At 35.5% G+C, this 21917-nt stretch carries 19 protein-coding genes; 7 read left to right on the forward strand and 12 right to left on the reverse strand.

Annotation, left to right across the window (positions count from 1 at the left end):
• Positions 1 to 4: 4 nt before the first annotated feature.
• The 12 genes from ACODST_RS16405 to ACODST_RS16460 all read right to left on the reverse strand — a co-directional run bounded on the left by ACODST_RS16405 (position 5) and on the right by ACODST_RS16460 (position 14052).
• The gene (locus ACODST_RS16405; RefSeq protein WP_488933183.1) at positions 5 to 1276 is read right to left on the reverse strand and encodes an adenylosuccinate synthase; all 1272 of its coding nucleotides are present in this window, start codon (positions 1274 to 1276) and stop codon (positions 5 to 7) included.
• Positions 1277 to 1374: 98 nt separating this feature from the next.
• Positions 1375 to 1830 carry a Fur family transcriptional regulator gene (locus ACODST_RS16410; RefSeq protein ID WP_488933184.1) on the reverse strand — a complete coding sequence of 152 codons (456 nt, stop codon included), beginning with the start codon at positions 1828 to 1830 and terminating at the stop codon, positions 1375 to 1377.
• 88 nt (positions 1831 to 1918) lie between these two features.
• A complete protein-coding gene (locus tag ACODST_RS16415; protein ID WP_488933185.1) occupies positions 1919 to 4138 on the reverse strand; it encodes a RelA/SpoT family protein in 2220 nt (739 codons plus the stop codon).
• 186 nt (positions 4139 to 4324) lie between these two features.
• The gene (locus ACODST_RS16420) at positions 4325 to 4894 is read right to left on the reverse strand and encodes a hypothetical protein (RefSeq protein ID WP_488933186.1); all 570 of its coding nucleotides are present in this window, start codon (positions 4892 to 4894) and stop codon (positions 4325 to 4327) included.
• A gap of 95 nt (positions 4895 to 4989) precedes the next feature.
• Positions 4990 to 5778: a TrmH family RNA methyltransferase gene (locus tag ACODST_RS16425; RefSeq protein WP_488933187.1), complete on the reverse strand. Its 789-nt coding sequence runs from the start codon at positions 5776 to 5778 to the stop codon at positions 4990 to 4992.
• A gap of 164 nt (positions 5779 to 5942) precedes the next feature.
• The gene (locus ACODST_RS16430) at positions 5943 to 7028 is read right to left on the reverse strand and encodes a sulfatase-like hydrolase/transferase (protein ID WP_488933188.1); all 1086 of its coding nucleotides are present in this window, start codon (positions 7026 to 7028) and stop codon (positions 5943 to 5945) included.
• Positions 7029 to 7138: 110 nt separating this feature from the next.
• Entirely contained in the window at positions 7139 to 8506 is a 1368-nt protein-coding gene (locus ACODST_RS16435) for a S41 family peptidase (RefSeq protein WP_488933189.1), read from the reverse strand.
• Between the two features lie 41 nt (positions 8507 to 8547).
• Positions 8548 to 9879: a DUF58 domain-containing protein gene (locus ACODST_RS16440; RefSeq protein WP_488933190.1), complete on the reverse strand. Its 1332-nt coding sequence runs from the start codon at positions 9877 to 9879 to the stop codon at positions 8548 to 8550.
• Positions 9880 to 10033: 154 nt separating this feature from the next.
• Positions 10034 to 11047: an AAA family ATPase gene (locus ACODST_RS16445; RefSeq protein ID WP_488933191.1), complete on the reverse strand. Its 1014-nt coding sequence runs from the start codon at positions 11045 to 11047 to the stop codon at positions 10034 to 10036.
• 40 nt (positions 11048 to 11087) lie between these two features.
• Positions 11088 to 12293 (reverse strand): DUF4350 domain-containing protein, encoded by a 1206-nt coding sequence (locus tag ACODST_RS16450; RefSeq protein WP_488933192.1) that lies wholly within the window; start codon positions 12291 to 12293, stop codon positions 11088 to 11090.
• Entirely contained in the window at positions 12293 to 13060 is a 768-nt protein-coding gene (locus ACODST_RS16455; protein ID WP_488933193.1) for a DUF4129 domain-containing protein, read from the reverse strand. The genes ACODST_RS16450 and ACODST_RS16455 overlap by 1 nt, the downstream gene beginning before the upstream one ends.
• Before the next feature lie 26 nt (positions 13061 to 13086).
• Positions 13087 to 14052 carry a stage II sporulation protein M gene (locus ACODST_RS16460; RefSeq protein ID WP_488933194.1) on the reverse strand — a complete coding sequence of 322 codons (966 nt, stop codon included), beginning with the start codon at positions 14050 to 14052 and terminating at the stop codon, positions 13087 to 13089.
• A gap of 20 nt (positions 14053 to 14072) precedes the next feature.
• On the opposite strand from ACODST_RS16460, the gene ACODST_RS16465 reads away from it, so the two are divergent.
• From ACODST_RS16465 to ACODST_RS16495, 7 genes are all read left to right on the forward strand, one after another.
• Complete coding sequence (locus ACODST_RS16465) at positions 14073 to 14816, forward strand: RDD family protein (protein ID WP_488933195.1); 744 nt, start codon at positions 14073 to 14075, stop codon at positions 14814 to 14816.
• A 53-nt stretch (positions 14817 to 14869) separates the two neighbouring features.
• Positions 14870 to 15472 carry a trimeric intracellular cation channel family protein gene (locus tag ACODST_RS16470; RefSeq protein WP_488933196.1) on the forward strand — a complete coding sequence of 201 codons (603 nt, stop codon included), beginning with the start codon at positions 14870 to 14872 and terminating at the stop codon, positions 15470 to 15472.
• 86 nt (positions 15473 to 15558) lie between these two features.
• The gene (locus ACODST_RS16475; RefSeq protein WP_488933197.1) at positions 15559 to 16536 is read left to right on the forward strand and encodes a GNAT family N-acetyltransferase; all 978 of its coding nucleotides are present in this window, start codon (positions 15559 to 15561) and stop codon (positions 16534 to 16536) included.
• 12 nt (positions 16537 to 16548) lie between these two features.
• The gene (locus ACODST_RS16480) at positions 16549 to 17667 is read left to right on the forward strand and encodes a DegT/DnrJ/EryC1/StrS family aminotransferase (RefSeq protein WP_488933198.1); all 1119 of its coding nucleotides are present in this window, start codon (positions 16549 to 16551) and stop codon (positions 17665 to 17667) included.
• Between the two features lie 15 nt (positions 17668 to 17682).
• A complete protein-coding gene (locus tag ACODST_RS16485) occupies positions 17683 to 18999 on the forward strand; it encodes a CDP-glycerol glycerophosphotransferase family protein (RefSeq protein WP_488933199.1) in 1317 nt (438 codons plus the stop codon).
• Between the two features lie 23 nt (positions 19000 to 19022).
• The gene (locus ACODST_RS16490) at positions 19023 to 20378 is read left to right on the forward strand and encodes a bifunctional cytidylyltransferase/SDR family oxidoreductase (RefSeq protein ID WP_488933200.1); all 1356 of its coding nucleotides are present in this window, start codon (positions 19023 to 19025) and stop codon (positions 20376 to 20378) included.
• Positions 20379 to 20390: 12 nt separating this feature from the next.
• Positions 20391 to 21833, forward strand: a complete 1443-nt coding sequence (locus tag ACODST_RS16495) for a lipopolysaccharide biosynthesis protein (protein ID WP_488933201.1) — start codon at positions 20391 to 20393, stop codon at positions 21831 to 21833.
• Positions 21834 to 21917: the final 84 nt, after the last annotated feature.

Consider the following 21917-nt stretch of genomic DNA (forward strand, 5'->3'; position numbering starts at 1 on the left):
TGTATTATTTTGTTATTGTTTGTTTTCTGTCTGGTCCAACCGATACAATTTTGATTGGCACTTCGATTTCTTTTTCAATAAACTCAATATATTCTTTTAGCTCAACTGGCAGTTGATCATAAGACGTCAATCCAGTTAAATCTTGTTTCCATCCTTTAAATTCTTTGTAAACCGGCGTAACATTTTCCGGTTCGATGTTGTAAGGGAAGTGAGAAATGTTTTGTCCTTTGTAGTTGTACTCTGTACAAACTTTTAGAGTTTCAAATCCGGAAAGAACGTCACCTTTCATCATCATTAATTGTGTAACTCCGTTAACCTGAACCGCATATTTTAAAGCTACTAAGTCTAACCATCCGCAGCGTCTTTGTCTTCCTGTTACCGAACCAAATTCGTTACCAACTCTTGCCATTGTAGCACCCACTTCGTCAAAAAGCTCTGTTGGAAAAGGCCCGCTTCCTACACGGGTAACGTATGCTTTGAAAATTCCATACACTTCTTTGATTTTGTTAGGAGCAATTCCTAAACCTGTACAAGCTCCTGCCGCAGTGGTGTTAGATGAAGTAACGAAAGGATAGGTTCCAAAATCAACATCTAATAAAGATCCCTGAGCTCCTTCACAAAGAATAGATTTACCTGCTTTCTGAGCCTGGTGCATGTATTCTTCACTGTCGATAAAATCTAATTTTTTCAATTCTTCAATAGCTTCGAAGAATTCTTTTTCAAGTTCAGCTAGATTGTACTGGATAGCAACATCATGGAAAGCGATCATAGCTTCATGTTTGTCAGCTAAAGCTCTGTAGCGTTCTTTGAAATCTTCTAATTCAATATCTCCGACACGTAAACCGTTTCTTCCGGTTTTGTCCATATAAGTTGGCCCGATTCCTTTAAGAGTAGAACCAATTTTTGCTTTTCCTTTCGATGCTTCAGAAGCAGCGTCAAGTAAACGGTGTGTTGGTAAAATTAAATGTGCTTTTCTTGAAATAATTAATTTCTTTTTGATATCCAGATTGAATTTTTCTAAACCTTCAATTTCTTTTTGAAAAACTACAGGATCAATTACAACTCCATTTCCGATGATGTTTACTGAATCTTTGTGAAAAATCCCAGAAGGAATAGTTCTTAATACGTGCTTAATTCCGTCAAATTCTAGTGTATGTCCTGCATTTGGTCCTCCCTGAAAACGTGCAATAATATCATAATTTGAGGTAAGAACGTCAACAATTTTTCCTTTACCTTCATCTCCCCATTGTAATCCTAGTAATAAATCTACGGTCATTCTGTTTTTAATTTGCGTTGGGACAATTCAATTTATCCCACTGATTATGTAGTTAATTTTCTTTTTTAATTTTTTGAAATGTCTAAATGTTCAGACTATTATTTTTGTTTTTTGTTTCCGTAGAAATAAAGTGAGTGATTGGTGATTTCAATATCAAATATTTCTTCGATTGTTTTTTTGATGGTCTGAATTCTTGGGTCACAAAATTCAATCACTTCTCCTGAATCTGTCATGATAATGTGATCGTGTTGTTTATCGAAATAAGATTTTTCGTAATAAGCCTGATTTTGTCCAAATTGATGTTTTCTAACCAATGCGCAGTCTAACAATAACTCAATCGTGTTGTAAAGCGTAGCCCTGCTCACACGATAGTTTTTGTTTTTCATTTTGATGTATAGGTTTTCTATGTCAAAATGCTCCTCGCTATCGTAAATTTCCTGAAGTATAGCATAACGCTCAGGAGTTTTGCGATGCCCTTTTTGTTCAAGATACAGTGTAAAAACATTTTTTACAATTTCTTGATTCTTAGTGTTGTCAGTTGAAATAAGTGTCATATCCGGCAAAGATAATTTTTTATTTTTAATGAATAAAAGTTTCGGGTTTAAAGTTTCGTTACAAAATTCTTATAGTTTCCCTAAAAAGTTAGGTTCTGTACTCTCTTGTAACTTTATCAACACCGTCAATTTTCTTAATGGCGTTGATCATTTTCTTTAAAATAGTATTGTTTTGAACGATCACTGCAATCTGTCCGTGAAAAATTCCCGCATCAGTACTCAAAGAAATACTCTGGATATTAACGCTCATATTGTTGGAAATAACACGGGTTAATTGATTGGTAAGTCCTAAAACATCCATTCCTGTAATATTGATAATGGCCTTGAATTCTTCCTGTGAAGAATCGATCCATTTGGCGCTCATGATTCGGTAGGCATAGTTGGACTGCATCCCGATGGCGTTAGGACAATCTTTTTTATGTACCTTAATACCTTCATTAATGGTTACAAAACCAAACACATCATCACCCGGAATCGGGTTACAGCACTGCGAAAGTTTGTAATCCAGTTTGTCATGCTCTGTTCCAAAAACCAGCATATCATAATTACTGCTGATAACGGGTTTGTGAATATCTTCGGCTGCGGTGTCTTTATTTCGTTTAATTTTATTTTTGAAGAAATTAATAAACGAATTGCTTTTCTGTGCCGCATAATCTTTTAACTGCTGGTTTTCGATAGCACCGATTCCAACACGGTAAAATAAGTCTAAACTGGTTTTTAACTTGAAGAAATTAACTAATTCGTTTGTAACCTGTTCGTTAAGCGTGATTTTTAAATGTTTTAATTTACGGGTAAGTAATTCTTTTCCTTCCTCGCCAATTTTTTTAGTGTTCTCGTTAAGAACGTTTTTAATCTTATTTTTTGCTCTTGAAGTGGTTACATAGTCCAGCCAGTTTACTGTTGGTTTTTGGTTTGGAGACGTAATTATTTCAACCTGATCACCGCTTTTTAATTCGTGGTTTAAAGGAACTAAACGTCCGTTGACACGGGTTCCTCTGGTTTTGATTCCAATTTCGGAGTGGATACTGAAGGCAAAATCAAGCGAAGTGGCTCCTTTTGGCAGTGATTTGATTTCTCCTTTTGGCGTAAAGACAAAGATTTCTTTAGAATATAAATTCATTTTGAAATCTTCAACAAAATCTACGGCATTGGTTTCCGGATTTTCAAGAGCTTCACGAAGCAGGTTCAGCCACGTATCTAGGCCGCTTTCTTCACTGGCTCCATTTTTATATTTGTAATGTGCGGCATATCCTTTTTCAGCAATTTCGTCCATACGTTCGCTTCGAACCTGAACTTCGACCCAGCGCCCTTTTGGTCCCATAACAGTAATGTGAAGGGCTTCATAACCAGTTGATTTTGGAGATGAAATCCAGTCACGTAAACGGCTCGGGCTCGGTCTGTAATGATCGGTTACGATAGAATATATTTTCCAGGCAATGAATTTTTCGTCATGCGGATCTGATTTATACACAATCCGAAGTGCAAATTTGTCGTAGACTTCATCAAAGCTTACGTTTTGTGCCCGCATTTTACGACGAATCGAATAAATAGATTTTGGACGTCCTTTTATGATGTAGTCAATATTTTCAGCGTCTAAAGATTTTTTCAGAACATCTGAAATATCTTTGATGTAAGCATCCTGCTGTTCTTTGGTTTCCCTGATTTTGCTTACGATATCATCGTAAACGGCAGGTTCGGTATATTTTAAGCCCAAATCTTCCAGTTTGGTTTTGATATTGTAAAGTCCCAAACGGTGAGCAAGAGGCGCATAAATGTATAAAGTTTCAGAAGCAATTTTGGTTTGTTTGTATTCTGCCATCGAATCCATAGTCTGCATGTTATGAAGACGATCGGCAAGTTTGATCAAAATTACCCGTACGTCATCATTCAGGGTCAGAATCATCTTTCTGAAATTCTCTGCCTGCATTGAAGCATTTAAGTCTTTTTGAACTAAAGAGATTTTCGTAAGGCCTTCTACTAATTGTGCTACTTTTGGATTAAATAAGCGTTCAATGTCTTCAACCGTAATGGGAGTATCTTCTACAACATCGTGCAGTAAAGCCGCAGCGATAGAGGTCGCTCCCAGACCAATTTCTGAAGCAACAATTTTTGCCACTGCAATAGGATGAAAAATATAAGCTTCTCCAGACTTACGTCTCTGTTCTTTGTGTGCATCAACAGCAACATCAAATGCTTTCCGAATTAATTTTTTGTCAGTTGGGCTTAAAGTCTGGTAACTTATTCGAAGTAATTCCTTGTATTCCTGCGCAATAGCTTTGTTCTCTTTTTCAATATCTATTTCTGTCATAACGGCATAGTTCAAGTACTAAAAATACATATTAGTGCTGAGATACGCAAAAAAACAACTCCAATTATGAATTAAATTTAAATCATTTTCTGCTGAAAGAGCAAACGTTTTTACAAGACCTGTTTTTTATGAGAAATTAGAGTGTTTTTTATGATTTTTGATATTTAATTTCAGTTAAAAAGGCGTTTATTGCCATTTTGCCTGAATTGAACCTAATGTTTCTAAATAAGCTTCAGGCATTCTGTCTTTTAAACTGTCAATTTGTTCTTCCGAAAGTTTATTGAGTGTTTCATTATCCCGGCTGGCAAGCTTAAATGTCTCTCTAAATAGTATAGGCTGAATTTTATTAATCCAGTTGTATTCAAAATTGTTTAGTGCTGCTTCTAAAATAAAAGAACAGTTTGTATCGCTATTGATTTCCTGAATTCCAATTTTTCCGGAAGTATACATTCCAAATAGGGCACTATGAGCCAAAACATCATTAAGATTAAATTCTATTATAATCTTTTTGTTTTTTGCTACTAATGTAAGCAGTACAGAATTAGTAATTTTTAAGTATTGAAGTATTGAGGTAGAATCATTTTGATTTTGATCCTCTGAGATGAATGCTCTTAGTAATTCCGGGTAATCTTTAGCTTTTAATACAATTAACGGAAATTTTTTTTCGTCATCGTTTAATTTTGCCACATGTACTTCAACAATAGAAGCATAAGGAGTTTTTCCAAAAACGGCAGAAAGTCTGTCAAATAATTTCATTTAGATAAAAATTAGAAAAGAATTACAATAGTAAATTAGTGTCCTAAAGTATTATTTTTTTTTAATTCTTTACGGAATAAAATGAGGATTTTTAACTAAAAACCGCGCTGTCTTTTCGCTTCAAAAATTAAAATAGCAGCAGCGACAGAAACATTCATGCTGTCAATTTCGCCCTGCATAGGGATAATGATATTCTGTGAAGCTTCGTCACGCCATTGCTGTGTTAAACCAGTAGCTTCTGTACCTACCACCAAAGCGGTTGGAGTGGTAAAGTTTTGGGTATGGTAGGAAGTTGAATTTTGTAAAGTAGCACTGTAGAAATTAATCTTTTTTTCTTTTAAAAAGGCAATAATTTCTTCTGTTGTTCCGGTTGCAATCTGATTAGTAAAAAGACATCCAACGCTGGAACGCACAATATTTGGATTGTATAAATCACTTTTTGGATTGGCGATTAAAACAGCGTCCAGATTGGCAGCATCTGCAGTACGTAAAACGGCTCCAATATTTCCCGGTTTTTCTAAAGATTCAACAACCAGAATTAATGGATTATCCGATAATTTTAAGTCCGATAATTTTAAAGATTTGGTTTTGGCTACGGCCAGAATACCTTCAGTAGTATCGCGATAAGCCAGTTTTTGATAGACTTCTCTATTGATTTCAATCAGCTGAAATGAGTTTTGAATTAGTTTGCTGATTTCGTTTTCAGTGACTAATTCAGGTAAAAATAAAACCGTTTCTATTTCGTAACCCCCTTTTATGGCCAATGAAATTTCACGTTGTCCTTCAATCAAAAATGTTCCGGTTTGTTTTCTGGCTTTGGCTTTTTCCTGTAACAAGACCAGTGATTTTATAAACGGATTCTGAACGGAAGTGATTTGTTTCATTTTTTTAAGGCTCAAAGTTGCAAAGCTGCAAAGGTACAGAGTTTTTTTCTTCCTGCAATTTTTTTAAAACCCTGCAGGTACAACAAGAAAGTTTCTTTGCCGCAAATTATACTAATCCTATCTTCATGAAAATATTTGTAATTCACGGCGTAAAGATTAAAAAATTATTTCTCAAAAACTTCTTTAATCTCAGTTTCAACGGGATGATTGGTTTTGAAATCATATCCCATCAGTTTGGCTAAAGTCTGCGCAAACTGCTTTTGATAGAATTGTGATACTGTTTTGATTTCTCCTTTTGGGGCGATTTCAGGTCCCATGGCAGCGAACCAGATTTGTGAAGCTCCTTCTACATCAGCTCCGTGATCTGTCCATTTTGCTTTTATTTTATCGCCTCGTCCGTGGTCTGTGGTTATAAAAAGAGTGGTTTTGTTTTTATACTGCGGGTCATTTTGAACAAAATTCCAGATTTCCTGAATCCATTTATCTACCTGGTTTGCAGCGTCCAGATACGAGCGGTATTGTGCATGATGCGCCCATTCGTCGGTTTCTCCATAAGCGATATACAGTACTTTGGGCTTTTTGTTTTTGAGTTCATCTAATGCCTGATAATGTGTGAAAACATCCAGACATTCATCCATATGAAAAGGTTTGAACGAATTGTCACGCATTTCATTTAATAATTGTTGAGCAGCCGTAGGTTTGTTTCCGCCGACTTTATCAAAAGCAGAAATTACCGGAAAACCGCTTCTTTCTTCGTTTAGAATTCGGTCAAAAGCATCCCAGGCACCAAATGCTGCGGTTTTACCTTTTAGTTTTGACTGTTGGTTTAGAAATTCTAAAACATTTACGTTTGGATTGGGTTTGTAGCCATTTGAGTTTACCTGAAGATCTACGTTTCCGGTCATGATTTCACTGTAACCCGGATAACTAAACCAATACGGATTAGCAGTATCGACTTTGTTTCCTAAATCACGATTGCCGTAAATCTGCCCTTTTGTAACGATCTCCGACCAGAAAAAAGGCATTATTTTTTGACGTGATACTTCGGGATTTTCGCCTGAATATTTTTTATAGATATAGATGCTGTCTCCCTGATTGAATTTTTTATCATTGGCAATTGCCGGATCTAATCCCTTAAAAACTTCCTGCCATCTAAAACCGTCAGTAGTAATGATAATAATGTTTTCAGTTTTTTGTGCTGAAGTTAAAAAACTGATCAAAAGCAGCAGCGTTAAAAATAGTCTCTTCATTTTTTTATCTTAAAAATTAAAAAATCTAAAGTTATTTATTAAAATCCTTTTTGATAGTTAATTAGTTTTAAGAAATGAATAATTTTTACTCTTATTAGTTTTGCTGAAAGTTAATTATTTTTTGTTTTTAAGTATTTAACTGCTTCTTCGAGTGTCCTGTCTTTATTTTTTAAATAGTCATCCAGAGCAGGTATGATTTCTATGTCTGGTTTTATCCCGTAGCCTACAAATTCCCTTCCGTCCGGATAAGTATCTTTTTTAGTGCAGACTCTGGCATATCCGCCTCCGGGCAAATCAAACAAAAAGGGCTGTCCTGTGCTTCCAAATGATTTTTCGCCCATTTTAATCATGTGTTTTTGATTATCGGCAAAAATTAAGAAATCTTCTGCTGCAGAAGCTGTGTTATGACTCACTAAAATTACGGTTGGAACTACAATTCTTCTGGCATTTAATTGAATTGTGGTTGGATTGTATTCTAAATCAAAATAGAATTGATCATGATAAGACAAATAGGCTTTTTTCTTCCACGGAACGTTTATAGTATCCTTAGCATCTATATATTTTCCCCATGCTTTGTAAACAGGAAGATGGTCTCTGGTTTTTAGCCGTGATCCATAAAGAATAGTATCGTTTGTAAGGTATTGTAATATCTCTGTTCCAACGTTTGTACTGCCGCCGCCATTATTGCGTAAATCGACTATTAATGATTTGGCTTTGTATAATTCGGGAAGTTTAGTAACAAACAAACTATCTATTTTTTCATCACTGAATGAATTTAGCGAAATATAAGCAGTTTCTTTATTTACCCATTTAAAATCGAAAAGTTTTTTCTCAGCTTCGGCGGGAAAAACTTCTTTTTCCTCCGTTTTTTTATGCGTTAATGCCAGTTCAATTATTTTTTTGTTTGGCTTTTTTATTTTAACTGTAAAAGTTTCGCCTTCAAGGCCTTTTAATAAGTTCGAAATACTTCTGTCTTGCAGTATATAATCTGTAGATGAGGAGATGTAGGGAGAAACATTCTCATCAATAAACTTTTGAGTGGGTTTGCCATTAACTTCAATGATTTCACTTCCAGCCGGAATTTCATCTTTTTTGCTAAGATTTGTTCGAACGATTATGGCTTTGTTTTCAATGTTTTTGATGAAAATTTTGTAGTCACCAAACATTGCAGTCATAGGTTCAATACTTTTTGGATAATAAATATTGGTATGTCCGTCTTTTAATAAAGCACAAAATTTTTCAAGTTCACGATAGTATTCATAATCGTTGGCAGTATTTTGAACAACAGTAATAAGTTCTTTGTATCGATTATCCCAGATCGTTCTGTCGACTTTGTCAAGATAAACAAAGTTGTAATTGACTTCCTGCCAGAATTTTGAAAGTCCGTAAACTTTATCGCTTGGGGTTAAGGTATTTGGGATTTGCCCAAAAAAAGTTACCGTAAAAAGTAAGAAAACGGCCGTAAAGGTTTGTTTCATTTTTGATTGATGATTTTTGATTGATGCAGGAAATAAATGTTTTACAAAATCCCTCTTGCTTTAATTTCCAGATATTTATTAATGGCATCCAAAGTAAGATTTTCCGGCTGCGTTAAAACAGAATGTATTCCGTATTTCTTTAGTTCATTAACGATTAAACGTTTTTCGAACATAAATTTTTCGGCGATTACTTTATCGTACACTTCCTGAATCGTATTGGTTTTTTGATTGATGATACTGTTTAGTTCGGTATTCTGAAAGAAAACCACCACCAGTAAATGGCTTTTTGCAATTCCTTTTAAATACGGTAACTGTCTGTTTAGGCCGTCCATGGTTTCAAAATTGGTATACAGGATAATCAAACTTCTCTGGTTGATGTTTTTTTTGATATCGGCATACAATCTGCTGTAGTCACTTTCAAAAAAATCGGTTTTGATATTGTACAAAGTTTCCAGGATTTTCTGCATCTGTGAACCTCTTCTTTCTGCAAAAACACGATTTTCTACTTTTTTGGAGAAAGCAAAAAGCCCGGCTTTATCCTGTTTTTTCAAAATGACATTTGACAAAACCAAAGTGGAATTGATAGCATAATCCAGTAAGCTCAATCCGTCAAAAGGCATCTGCATAACACGTCCTTTGTCGATAGCCATATAAACCGACTGTGATTTTTCGTCCTGAAACTGATTGACCATCAGCGCATTTTTTTTGGCTGTGGCTTTCCAGTTCAGGGTGCGAAGGTCATCGCCCTGCACATATTCTTTGATTTGCTCAAATTCCATGGTATGGCCAATTCGGCGAATTTTCTTAATTCCGTATTGATACAGATTATTTGAAAAAGCCAGTAAATCGTATTTTCTGAGCTGAATATAGGAAGGGTAAGTAGGAACCATCTGGTCCTGTCCAAAAGTAAACCGTCTTGAAATAAGCCGTAACGGAGAAGAAACATACATATTTAAACTTCCAAAATGATATTCGCCTCTTTCCGTTGGACGCAGGTCGTAGCCAAATTCTTTTTGTTCGGAAGCTTTTACGTTTTTTACCATTTTAAAATCCCGAACCTGAAACTGAAACGGAATCTCGTCAATTATTTTTATTAAAATCGGAAAAGTATAAAAATTCTTGATCTGAATGTTTACAGGATTCAGATCTCCGTTTGAAAGTTTTTCGGGCGTGATTCTTTGGGCTTCAATACCGTTTTTCGAAACATACAGAATAAGGATATCGAGACCTAAAAAGGTGCATAGAATTAAAATAAGAAACCAGACGGCATTATACAGAACCGGAAAAACAAAGGCGCAGACAAATAATCCTATAATGCCCAGAAGCACATAGAAAAAGAAATTATTGAGATATAGACTTTTTAGCAATTTCAAGTTTTCTTATTTTTATATTTTACTAATAAATTTTAGTGCAGGTATCAAAATCAAAACCTTATATTCAGTCGCAGTTTTCAGTTTTTAGTCACAGTACTGAGTGCTGATTAATAAATTAAAACTGTGACTGAACACTGAGACTGAATACTGATAACTATCTCGGAATTTCTACAGTTTCAATGATTTGTTTGATAATTTCAGAGCTGGTAAGTCCTTCCATTTCGCGTTCGGGAGTTACAATCACACGGTGTTGTAAAACCGGAATGGCAGCTTCTTTAATATCTTCCGGTGTAACAAAATCGCGTCCGCGAATGGCGGCGAAACCTTTTGAAGCATTCAGAATCGCAATAGAAGCGCGGGGAGAAGCTCCTAAATATAAAAAGGCATTTTCTCTTGTATTGATTACGATTCGGGCGATATATTCTAATAAGTTCTGCTCTACTCTGATCTGTTTGATCAACCCCTGATACTGGTTTATTTCTGCTGAAGAAAGAATAGTTTTGATGGCTTCTAATTTGCCATGATCCTGTAACAAATGTTCTCTTTGGATAATCAGGATTTCTTCATTTAGTTTTGGGTAATCGATGGTGATTTTAAACAGAAAACGGTCTAATTGCGCCTCTGGCAAACGATACGTTCCTTCCTGCTCAATAGGGTTTTGCGTAGCAATAACCAAAAACGGAGCGTCTAGTTTATAGGCAGATCCGTCAATAGTAATCTGACGTTCTTCCATAACTTCAAAAAGGGCAGCCTGGGTTTTAGCCGGAGCACGGTTAATCTCATCAATTAAAATCAGATTAGAGAAAATAGGGCCTTTTTTAAATTCAAATTCAGAATTTTTCAGATTAAAAACAGAGGTTCCTAAAATATCTGAGGGCATTAAATCCGGCGTAAACTGGATTCGGCTGAAACCAATATGCAGCGTTTTGGCCAGTAGTTTTGCGGTTATTGTTTTGGCAACTCCGGGAACCCCTTCGAGCAATACGTGTCCGTTTGACAAAATAGCAACCAAAAGCTGATCGACCATTTTTTGCTGTCCGACAATTACGGTTTCAATTTCTTTTTTGATCGTATTTACATGATCTAAAAGCGGAGTTAGGTTGATTCTAGTTTCAAAATTCACATTTTCGTTTGTGATTTCTGTTTCTGGTGTTGTATTATCGTCCATGCTGACTCTGTTTTTCTAATTGTGTTTTTATATATTTTTTTTAGTGTAAAATCTTTTCTATGGCATTGTTAATCCGGATCAGATCTTCTTCGATTCCGGCATGATAGCTGTTTCGGCGTTCATTAATTAAAAAGACAAGTTCCTGTATGTCTTTTTCGTCTTTGCCGGTTTTATGCTGCAGTTTTTTGATGAATTCTTCATCCAGCTTTGTGGTGTCAATTAAATATTCTGTACGGATTCGTTCTAAGAAATAAATGATTTTTTTATCAATTATATTCTGATGGTCACCTTCCTGATAATATAAATTTCCAATGGTTTTCGTGAAATCGATCGTTAAATTGGACAATGGCTGAATAATAGGCACAATTCGCTGTTTTCGCTTCGCATTAAATACAATAAAGATCAGGATACCAATTAAAGAAAGGTATAAAGCCCATTCCAGGGCCGGCTGGCTTAAAATATAACGCAGCGGCGATGAGGAAATACTCTCATCATTCTGCAGTTTGGTATACCAGAAAATATCCCCTTTCGGAATATAGGACAACAGGTTTTCGGTGTATTGGTAACGGTCCTTTTTTAACAGATTATAATTGGTAAATGCCACAGGGTAGAGGTGCAGAAAGAAATATCCGTTTTTATAGGGAACCTTTATAAAATTGATATTTTTTTCGCCTTTTGGATTTCCCTGATACCCCAAAACGGTTGTATTAAGCGTATCTATTCTCGAGAAATAATCGGCAATATCACCAGTTGATTTGTATGTTTTCCGACCCAGGTTTTTATTGGCCAGCCAGACAACTGCATCAGCCGTTGGACGGAAATTAGAGTTGTATTCCACTTTTAAACTGTCCAGTAAAAGCCCCGGGAAATTGTTCATGCTTAAAAAAGCATTATTTCCGTGTGATACAAAATACATAATCTCTTTCATTGACTGGTCATCAATGTTATTTTTAGGAGAAATATTGATAAATGTTCCTTTTACGGTGTAGTTTTCTGCTAAGGAATCACTATCGTATTTTGAATCCAGGAATTCGTATGGTGTTATGGTAGAAATTCTTTCGACTTTCTGCTTTTTAAAGATACCGGCAATTTCATGATCAAAAACATATAAGCCAAAAGGAATCTTGTCATTGACAGAATAAGTAGGGCGCCAGTCAACCGGTTTTGGTTTATTGCGGTCTGAAACCAGAATCAGGACGAAAATAAAAACCAGTACACCAATGTATATTTTGATATTCTTATTCATTAACTAAAGGTTTTTATAGCATTCTTAAATCGGTTCTGAGTCTTGCTGAAAGTAGTTTCATCGATCTCAAATTCGCCGTACCAGATATAATTATACAGGTAAGACAAATAGGTAAACTCTTCTCTGTGAGCTGGTTTTTGAAGTTCGTACAGATAATCTGAATTTGTTTTTTCGATATCCCATTCAATATAATTATTCTGAGCCATCATTTTTAAAAGCCAAAGGTAATAGTATCGGATTACAGTACGTTTTTCTCCGGCTTCAAGGCTTTCTTTGATTAATTTTTCAAAATCCAGCAGGTGGATGTTTTTTTCAATATCAGAATAGTGAATCGTTCTTTTATGGGCATTTTTACCAAAAATCCACTGTCCTTCTTTGTTGATTATGGCTTTTACAATCATATAAATAACCAGAACAATGACCAGCACAACTACAATCCTTACGATTATAGTCACAATGTTTAACGAAGTTTCTGTTGTACCTATTGAGAACAAGCGTCTTAAAATACCGGCAAACCAGCTTTTAATGCGGTCCCAAAGACTTTTTTCAGGAGCTTTATGTTCATAAACAAAATCAGAATCGTTATATTTTTTCTGATAATCCTTTGCAAAAGTTTTGGAGGTAACTGAATCGGAATCAATCTGTATGTCTTTTTCAGTATATTTTACCAAAGAAATTTTGGGAGGATCTTCGGTGGGCAAAGAATCCTGCGCAATGGAAATAGTGCAGAAAAAAAGAAACGCTAAAATAAATGACAATCTATTCATTACTGGTTGAATTAATTCGGTTGGGCTTAGATTTTCTGAATTTTTCGGTGTACAATAAAAGGATAAACCAGATAATAAAAGGAAATGATTCCTAAAGTTAACAATATTATAAAACTGCTTAGCCAGTTGGGCATATCGACAGAATATCTGGTAATAAAACCTTCCAGAAATCCGGCACTGATCGTAAAAGGAAAGGTGCTTAAGAAGATTTTAAAACTGTTTTTAAAACCAATTTTAAAAGAATTGATTCTTGAAAAAGTTTTAGGAAACAGGATAGAAGCGCCCAGTATAAGTCCGGCAGCTGTTTCAATCACAATGGCAAAAATTTCCATAGAGCCGTGAATCCAGATCCCGCGTACACTCTGCCAAAACACGCCGTGTTCATAGAAAAAATACTGAAATGATCCCAGCATTATACCATTATACATGGCTACTAAAAAGGTGCCAAATCCGGCAAATATTCCATACATATAACATTTTGCCCCCACATACAGGTTGTTTACCGTAATACCTACAAAACTGCCCCAGTTTGAACCCGAGCCGTAAACAGCCATAGGGTTTCCTTTTTTGATGTTTTCCAGAGTCATATTGACGTATTCGTCACTTAAAATCAGACGGGTAAAATTTTGATCGTAACGAGCGGAAACAACACCAATAGCTACTGTTACAAAAAAAAGCACGAAAGAATATAGAAGGTATCTTTTATACTGGTATAAAAGCAGCGGAACTTCCGTTCTGAAAAATTCAGCTATTCTGTTTTTTTCAGTTCTTTTGGTTTTGTAAATTTTTTGATAAATCTGCGAAGCCAGATGATTTAAGTATACAACCGTCTTACTTTTAGGGTAATACGTTTGAGCATACGAAAGGTCATTCATTAATTGAATGTACAAATTAGCTAATTCGTCAGGATTTTTCTTAGCTTTACCGAAAATAGCTAGCTCAAATTCCAGCCATTTTTGTTTATTTTGTTTTATAAAGGCAACTTCTCTCATTGAGGGCTAAAATATGAAATATGTCAGAATTATCTATTAACACGACGCAAAATGTTAAAATAAATTTTATTGCTGCTTCTGTGGGCGAACGACTAGGTGCTTATTTTATTGATCTGGCAATAAAACTATCGTATATATTTGTTATTGTTTGGGTGTTTTTTTACTGGATCGATATTGACCGGATGATGGTGAATATGGACACCTGGTCGAGAGGAACGGTAATCCTTATATTGTTTTTTCCGCTGATAATTTACTCCATAACTCTGGAAAGTATATTTGAAGGCCAGTCTTTTGGAAAGAAACTGGTGAAAATAAAAGTGGTCAAAATAGATGGTTATCAGGCAGGTTTTGGCGATTATTTAATTCGATGGTTTTTCAGGATTATAGATTTTAGTCTGTTTAACGGTATCATCGGGCTTATTGCTGTGGCTTCCAGTAAAAAATCGCAGCGACTGGGTGATATGGCAGCCGGAACAGCTGTTATTACGTTAAAAAATAAGATTAATATCAGCCATACTATTCTCGAAGATATTGGCGAATCGTATGTTCCGACTTATCCTCTGGTGATCAAATTGTCCGATAACGATATGAGGATTATTAAGGAAACGTATCAAAATGCGATGCGAAAAAATGATCATGAAATCATTTATAAGTTAGTAGCTAAAATAGAAAGTGTTACCGGAATTAAAAACCAGTCCGGAAACAATAGTGATTTTATAAGGGTCGTTCTAAAAGACTATAATTTTTACACCCAGAATATGTAGGGTTTTAAAACAGATAACTTTGCTGATTTGAACTTTTGAACCTCAAAAAATAAATGTTTCACTTATTAGATATTATTGGTACAATGGCATTTGCCATGTCAGGAGCCTTAACGGCAATGCATAAAAAGCTGGATCCGTTTGGGGTTTTTATCATTGCTTTTGTGACGGCAGTGGGCGGCGGTACGCTCCGCGATGTTTTAATTGGTCGTACTCCGGTAGGCTGGATGATGAATCTGCAGTATGTGTATGTCATTATTTTAGGTTTTTTTCTGGCCATTATTTTCAGAAAGAAATTTGACAAATTAAGAACTTCCCTGTTTCTTTTTGATACTATCGGACTTGGTGTTTTTACTTTAATTGGCCTTGAAAGAGGGATTTTAACCGGACTTCACCCTGTAATCTGTGTCGCCTTAGGAACTATGACAGCTTGTTTTGGAGGAGTCATCCGGGATATATTGTGTAATGAAATCCCAACCATTTTCAGAAAAGAAATCTACGCCACGATCTGCATTTTTGGCGGGATCTTATTTTTTGGACTGAAGAAATTAAACATGGAAGATGATGTATTGTACCTTGTAACCTCTGTGGTTATAATCTCGATCCGTTTACTTGCCGTGAAATACAAATGGTACTTGCGGGCTTTTGAACATAAATAGAATTTAGATAAATATATTAATCACAGATTAAAGGGATTAAAAAGATTTTTGACAATCATTGAAGCGATAAAAATCTGCGGCAGAAAATGAAAAGCTTTACTGTAAAAAAATACGATCAAAACGATTACAAAATTTGGAATGACTTTATTGGGCAGGCCAAAAATGCAACGTTTTTATTTCATCGTGATTTTATGGAATATCATAAAGACCGTTTTGAAGATTTTTCACTTTTAATTTTTGAAGACGAAAAACTGCGGGCGGTTCTGCCTGCCAATAAACAGGGAAACACAGTTTATTCACATCAGGGATTAACTTACGGCGGTTTGATTTATAAAGAAGAAACCAGGCAGGTTGCGGTAATTGAAATTTTTAAGGAGCTCTTAGTATTTTTGAATAAGAACGATTTGAAAAAATTATATTTCAAAACCATTCCGTCAATTTATCATCATAAACCATCCGAAGAAATTTTGTATGCTTTATTTCTGGCAGATGCAAAACTAATTCGAAGGGATTCGCTTTCGGTTATCGATTTATCTCGGGAAAAATCAGTTTCAAAAATTAGAAAAAGAGCCGTAAAAAAAGCAATTTCAAACCAACTTGTCATTAAAGAAGAAGCCAATTTTGAATTGTTCTGGAATGAAATCCTGATTCCGAATTTAGAGAAAAGACATCAGGCAAAACCAGTTCATTCGATAGAAGAAATGAACCATCTGCGATCTCTTTTTCCGGAGAACATTCATCAGTTTAATGTTTATTATGAAGATGAAATTGTAGGGGGAACTACTATTTTTGAGACCGAAACCACAGCACATTGTCAGTATATTTCCAGAAATCCTGAAAAGGAAAATTGGGGAGGTCTGGACTTTTTGTTTGATTTCTTAATTCATAAAAGGTTCAGCAGCAAAAGGTTTTTTGATTTTGGAATTTCAAATGAAAGTCAGGGCAGAAGCATCAACCAAGGGCTGACGTACTGGAAGGAAAGTTTTGGGGCCAGTACAGTGGTGCATGACTTTTATGAAGTGGAAACTTCTAATTATAGTAAGTTAAATGGTATTTTTGTCTAAAAACCAAAAGCAATGATTTCATTTCTTGATCTAAAAAAAATAAACCAACCGTACGAAACCGCCTTTCAGGAAAAACTGAAAATGGTTTTAGACAACGGCTGGTATATTTTGGGAAAAGAAGTGGAAACTTTTGAAAAGGCTTTCGCAGAGTATTGCCAGGCTGATTATAGTATTGGAGTCGGCAATGGTTTGGATGCTCTGGTTTTAATTTTTAAAGGGTATATCGAACTCGGAAAACTTAAAAAAGGAGATGAGGTTATTGTGCCTGCGAATACTTTTATTGCGAGTATTCTGGCCATTTTACAAGCCGGTTTGATTCCGGTTTTGGCAGAACCAAAATTACAAACCTATAACATCAATCCCGATTCAATTCCCGAAAAAATCACATCCAGAACAAAAGCTGTTTTAGCGGTTCATTTATACGGACAACTCGCCGAAATGGATAAAATACACGAAATAGCGGCAGCTCATAATCTGGTTGTAATAGAAGACGCAGCACAATCGCACGGAGCATTGACAAATGATCAATCCCAAACTCCGGGTTCCAAATCCCGGAAAAATATATCATCAGCGGCTGCTTATAGTTTTTATCCCGGTAAAAATCTGGGCTGTCTGGGCGATGGAGGGGCTGTTACGACTAATGATTCCGAATTGGCAAAAGTGCTGTATTCTCTGCGGAACTATGGTTCAGACAAAAAATACCATAATGAATATAGTGGCGTAAATTCCAGATTAGACGAATTACAGGCTGCTTTTTTAAATTTGAAACTGCCCAATCTGGATGCTGATAATAAAAAAAGAAGAGCAATTGCGAAACGTTATTTGTCGGAAATTAAAAATGAGAAGATTGAACTTCCTTTCTGGGATTCTTCTGATAACCATGTTTTCCATCTGTTTGTTATTCGAACTAAAAACAGGGATCATTTACAGCAGTATTTAACTGAAAATAATATCCAAACGGTTATTCATTATCCTGTTCCGCCGCATAAACAAAAAGCGTTTCCTGAATGGAATAGTTTGTCATTTCCTGTTACAGAGCAGATTCACAATGAAGTTTTGAGCCTGCCGATGAGTCCGGTTTTAGAAAATGCAGAAATTGATTATATTGTTGAGGTTTTAAACCGATATTAATTTTGAGGAATTACAATGGCAAGATTAAAATCAGCTTTAAAAAGAATCGTTCCGGAAATCCTGTGGATTTCACTTATAAGGTTTTATAATTTTACAAATCTCCGTGCCCTGTATGATGGATATCAAATTAATAGAGCACCTAAAATCCATCAGAAAGCCCTTGAAATGGTCAGAAAAAAAGAAAAGGTAAAAGCTGCTTTTTTTTTAATTCATGAATCGGTTTGGAAGTATGACGTGTTATTTGATTTAATGCTGTCTCATCCCAGATTTGAACCTGTAATTTTTGTCTGTCCGGCTGTAAATTTAGGGAAAGAAAACATGCTTTTTGAGATGAATAAGTCTTTTGAAGCATTTCAAAAAAGAGGTTATGATGTAATTAAAACCTACAATGCTATAACAGGGGAATTTCTGGATGTAAAAAAAACTTTTACCCCGGACATTGTTTTTTTTACCAACCCATACGAAGGCCTGCAGGATCATCGCTATTACATTAAGGAGTTCTCAAAAACGCTGACCTGTTACGTACCTTATGCGGTTATGACCACAAATTATGAGGCGTTTTACAATTTGAATTTTCACAATCTGGTCTGGCGAATTTTTTCGGAAACACCTATTCATAAAAAAATTGCGGAAGAAAAACAAAGGAACAAAGGCAGGAATAATGTGGTAACAGGATATCCGGGATTTGACCGGCTTTTAATTACTAAAAAGCCTGATAGTGAGGTTTGGAAAAATAAAAATCCAGCCTTAAAGAGAATAATCTGGGCCCCTCACCATTCCATGCATGAACTTAATAAAGTATCTAATTTTTTAGAATATTTTGATGTTTTTTTAAAGTTGGCTGAGACTTATAAGAATCAATTACAGATCGCTTTTAAACCGCATCCCTTCTTAAGAAGTAAATTAGAAAAAGAGGCAGAATGGGGAAAAGAAAGAACAGCACTTTATTATGATAAGTGGAGTGATTTGGAAAACGGCCAATACGAAAATTCAGACTATACGGATTTGTTTTTAACCTCAGATGCCCTTATTCATGACTGCGGTTCGTTTATGGCAGAATATCTTATTACAGGAAAACCTGCTCTTTTTATGGTAAGAGATGAGGCGGTTATGAAAGAATGGAGTGCGTTTGGAGAAAAAGCTGCTGCAGTACATTATCAGTCAAGAACTGAAAAAGAAGTAACAGATTTTATTGAGAACGTTGTACTTAAAGGAAACGACCGGATGCGGGAAGAACGAAATAGTTTTGCAGCGAATAATTTAATACAAAAGAACCATTTAACGGCATCTGAAAACATTATGAATTATCTGGAAAATCAGATTTTTGAATAATTTTGAATCAATAAAAACAATACATGAACATAGCTGTCATATTAGCAGGAGGTACAGGAATACGATTAGAAAAATCGCTGCCTAAACAATTTTTTAAAGTTGCCGGAAAGATGGTTATTGAGCATGCTGTTGATGCCTTCGAGAAAAATGAATTCATTGATGAAATTGCTATTGTGATTAACAGTCATTACCTTTTTATGATTGAGGATATGATTATTAAAAACGGATGGAAGAAGGTAAAAAAGGTCTTAATTGGAGGAGAAGAACGCTATCAGTCCAGTTATGCAGCGGTTAAAGCTTATGAGGAATCAAAAGAGGCAAACTTAATTTTTCATGATGCCGCACGGCCTTTGGTGAGTCAGCGGATTATTAATGATGTGGTAAAAGCAATGACTCACTATAATGCGGTGGATGTTGCGATCAATTCGGCAGATACTATTATAGCAGTTGAAAATGATATTATAAAAGAAATTCCGGAGCGGATAAAAATGCGAAGAGGGCAGACACCGCAGGGATTCAAACAGGAGATTATTGCCAAAGCCTATGCGCTGGCCTTAGAAGATAAAAATTTTAAAGTAACAGATGATTGCGGAGTTGTAAAGAAGTATCTGCCTGAAGAGGCCATTTATGTTGTAAAGGGAGAAGAAGTGAATATGAAACTCACCTATCCCGAAGATACTTATTTACTGGATAAATTGTTTCAGTTACGTTCTGTTGAAATTCAGAATATTGTACTAAAACAAGAAGATTTGTCGGACAAGGTTTTGGTTGTTTTTGGAGGTTCTTACGGAATAGGAAAAAGTATTGTGGATTTGGGAAGGTTAAACGGAATTCGGGTTCACAGTTTTTCCAGAAGTGAAAACAATATCGATATTTCAAATATTCAGGATGTTCAGGATGCTTTAGAAAAAGTATATCAGTCAGAACATAAAATTGATTTTGTTATCAATACAGCAGGAGTATTGTTTAAAGAACCGCTGGAGACCACAAAATACGAGGATATTTTACATTCCATAAATGTTAATTATACAGGAATGGTAAATGTGGCTCTGGCTTCACTTCCTTATTTAAAAAAATCAAAAGGACATATTTTGTTTTTTACTTCAAGTTCCTATACAAGAGGCAGGGCATTTTATAGTATTTATTCTTCAGGTAAAGCGGCAGCGGTTAATTTTGTTCAGGCCGTTTCGCAAGAATGGGAAACATTGGATATAAAAATAAATTGCATCAATCCGGAACGTACGCTGACTCCAATGCGGATAAAAAATTTTGGTAATGAACCTGAAGATACTTTATTAAAACCGGAGACTGTTGCTTTGCGCTGTATTCAGACTTTATTGTCGGGTTATACAGGACAAGTAATAGATGTAAGACTCTAAAGCAGTAAAAAAATGCAGAATACTTCCCTTAAATCAATAGCGGTAAAAGGAGTCTTTTGGTCGGCAGTTGATAAATTTGCCGGTCAGGCAGGGCAATTTATTGTGAGTGTTGTTCTTGCCCGGATTCTGCTGCCGGAGGATTTTGGGTTAATAGGAATGCTGGCTGTTTTTATCGCTTTGTCGCAGACTTTTATTGAAAGCGGCCTGGGGACAGGATTAATTCAGCGGCAGGACAGGACAGATCTTGATTTTTCGACGGTATTTGTATTTAACTTAGTGGTAAGTGGTCTTTTTTACGTAATGTTATTTTTTACGGCACCATTTATCTCTGTTTTTTTTAATCAGCCGGAATTAACAAGTTTGCTGCGCGTATTAGGCATAAGCCTGTTTTTGAGTGCTGCATCCATAGTACAGAAAACCAAATTAGCAATTGCTGTTGATTTCAAATCGATTGCTAAAAGCAATGTGACAGCTGTATTTACAGGAGGAGTATTTGGTGTTATAGCCGCCTTAAACGGATATGGAGTTTGGGCATTAGTGATTCAAAGCCTCACAGGTGCATTAGCTTCATCCGTTTCTTTGTGGTTTTTAAGCAGCTGGGTTCCCTCATTTTCATTTTCACGAAAATCGTTTGACTCTTTGTTTAAATATGGATCCAGATTATTGGCGGCGGGTTTGTATGCCCAATTGTTGAATAATGTGTATAATATTTGTTTAGGGAAATTTTATCCAACAGCATCATTAGGTTATTACACCAGAGCTAAAAGTTTTGCCGATTTATCAGCAGGAACAATTGTTAGTATTATCCAGCAGGCAACATTTCCTGTTCTGACTACAGTTCAAAATGACAGAGAAAGATTAGTTTCTATTTACAGTCGTATGATTCGTATGTCTGCTTTTCTCATTATTCCCATTATGACACTAATTGCGTTACTGGCCAAACCTATTGTTATACTGCTTTTCACAGAAAAATGGATTTCTCTAATTCCGCTTTTACAATGGATGGTTTTTGCGCGTATTTTTCTTCCTATGAGTGTCATTAATATGAATTTGTTAAATGCCATTGGCCGTTCTGATTTGTTTTTAAAAGTTGATTTGTCTAAACTGCCTTTAACCATAGCAGCATTGCTCATTACCATTTCGTTAGGGGTAAAAGCGGTCATAATTGGTCATGTAGTTACGTCAGCGGTATCGTTTGTTATAAATGCCTATCTGCCTGGAAAATTTTATGGTTACGGTGCTCTTAGTCAATTAAAAGATATGCTGCCTGTTTTTGTGGCAGCAGCAGTAATGGCAGTCGTTGTATTTATAATTACCAGTTTCATCAGCGATATAATCTTTCAGTTGTTTCTGGGCGTTTTTTTTGGGCTTCTGACTTATGGATTTACCTGCTGGTTTTTAAAATTAAAAGAACTAAAAGAAGTCCGGGATTTGTTTTTGAGATTCCGTTTTTAATTCTGTATCTGGGAAAAAGAGAAGAACTATTGAGATATAAAAGTAGGTTTGACAGTTTTCTAAAAGGATAGTGATATAGTAACT

Source organism: Flavobacterium sp. FG19, from assembly GCF_057809475.1.